Source organism: Nocardia cyriacigeorgica, assembly GCF_029868385.1.
GTDB lineage: Bacteria > Actinomycetota > Actinomycetes > Mycobacteriales > Mycobacteriaceae > Nocardia > Nocardia cyriacigeorgica_F.
In genome coordinates, this window is sequence record NZ_JARWNX010000002.1 from 1 (window position 1) to 1,216 (window position 1,216).

Genomic DNA, 1,216 nt, shown 5'->3' on the forward strand with positions numbered 1-1,216 from the left:
CTCAGTCTCTCGGTGAGCTCGATCCCGAGGTTGCTGCCGCGATGGCGGGTGAGCTGGCTCGTGAGCGTGACACGCTCGAGATGATTGCTTCGGAGAATTTTGTGCCGCGGGCGGTGTTGCAGGCGCAGGGTTCGGTGTTGACCAACAAGTACGCCGAGGGGTATCCGGGTCGCCGCTATTACGGTGGTTGTGAGCATGTCGATGTGGTGGAGACTCTGGCCCGCGACCGTGCCAGGGAGTTGTTCGGTGCGGAGTTCGCCAATGTGCAGCCGCATTCGGGTGCCCAGGCCAATGCGGCGGTGTTGATGTCGTTGATGAGTCCGGGTGAGAAGCTGCTCGGTCTGGATCTGGCTCACGGCGGGCATCTCACTCATGGGATGCGGTTGAACTTCTCCGGGAAGTTGTATGAGGTTCATTCCTATGGTGTGAGCAAGGAAGATCACCGTGTCGATATGGATGAGGTCCGCAAGATCGCGGTCGAGGCGCGGCCGAGGGTGATCGTGGCCGGTTGGTCGGCGTATCCGCGGCATCAGGATTTCGCCGCCTTCCGGGAGATCGCTGATGAGGTCGGCGCGTACTTGTGGGTGGATATGGCGCATTTCGCTGGTCTGGTCGCTGCTGGTGTGCACCCGTCGCCGGTGCCGTATGCCGATGTCGTGTCCTCCACTGTGCACAAGACTTTGGGTGGTCCGCGGTCGGGTTTGATTCTGGCGAAGCAGGAGTTCGCGAAGAAGCTCAACAGTGCGGTGTTCCCCGGTCAGCAGGGTGGGCCGTTGATGCATGCGATTGCGGCGAAGGCGGTGGCGTTCAAGATCGCGGGCACTGCGGAGTTCGCCGAGCGTCAGCAGCGGACGTTGTCGGGGGCGAAGATCCTGGCCGAGCGTCTCACCGGTGCTGATGTGGCGGGTAGGGGTGTCAGTGTGTTGACCGGTGGTACCGATGTGCATTTGGTGCTGGTGGATTTGCGTAATTCCGAACTCGATGGTCAGCAGGGTGAGGACTTGTTGCATGAGATCGGGATCACGGTCAACCGCAATGCTGTTCCGTTCGATCCGCGTCCGCCGATGGTGACCTCGGGTCTGCGGATCGGTACCGCTGCCCTGGCCACGCGTGGTTTCGGTGACAGCGAGTTCACCGAGGTCGCCGATATCATCGGCACCGCGCTGGCGGGTGGTTCCGATGTCGAGACACTGCGTGGCCGGGTCCGCAAACTGGC

At 62.0% G+C, this 1,216-nt stretch carries 1 protein-coding gene; it reads left to right on the forward strand.

Annotated elements, in window-relative coordinates; all coding sequences use genetic code 11:
• On the forward strand, positions 1-1,216 hold a 1,216-nt coding region (glyA, locus tag QH168_RS00010; protein ID WP_280232231.1), incomplete at both ends, for a serine hydroxymethyltransferase.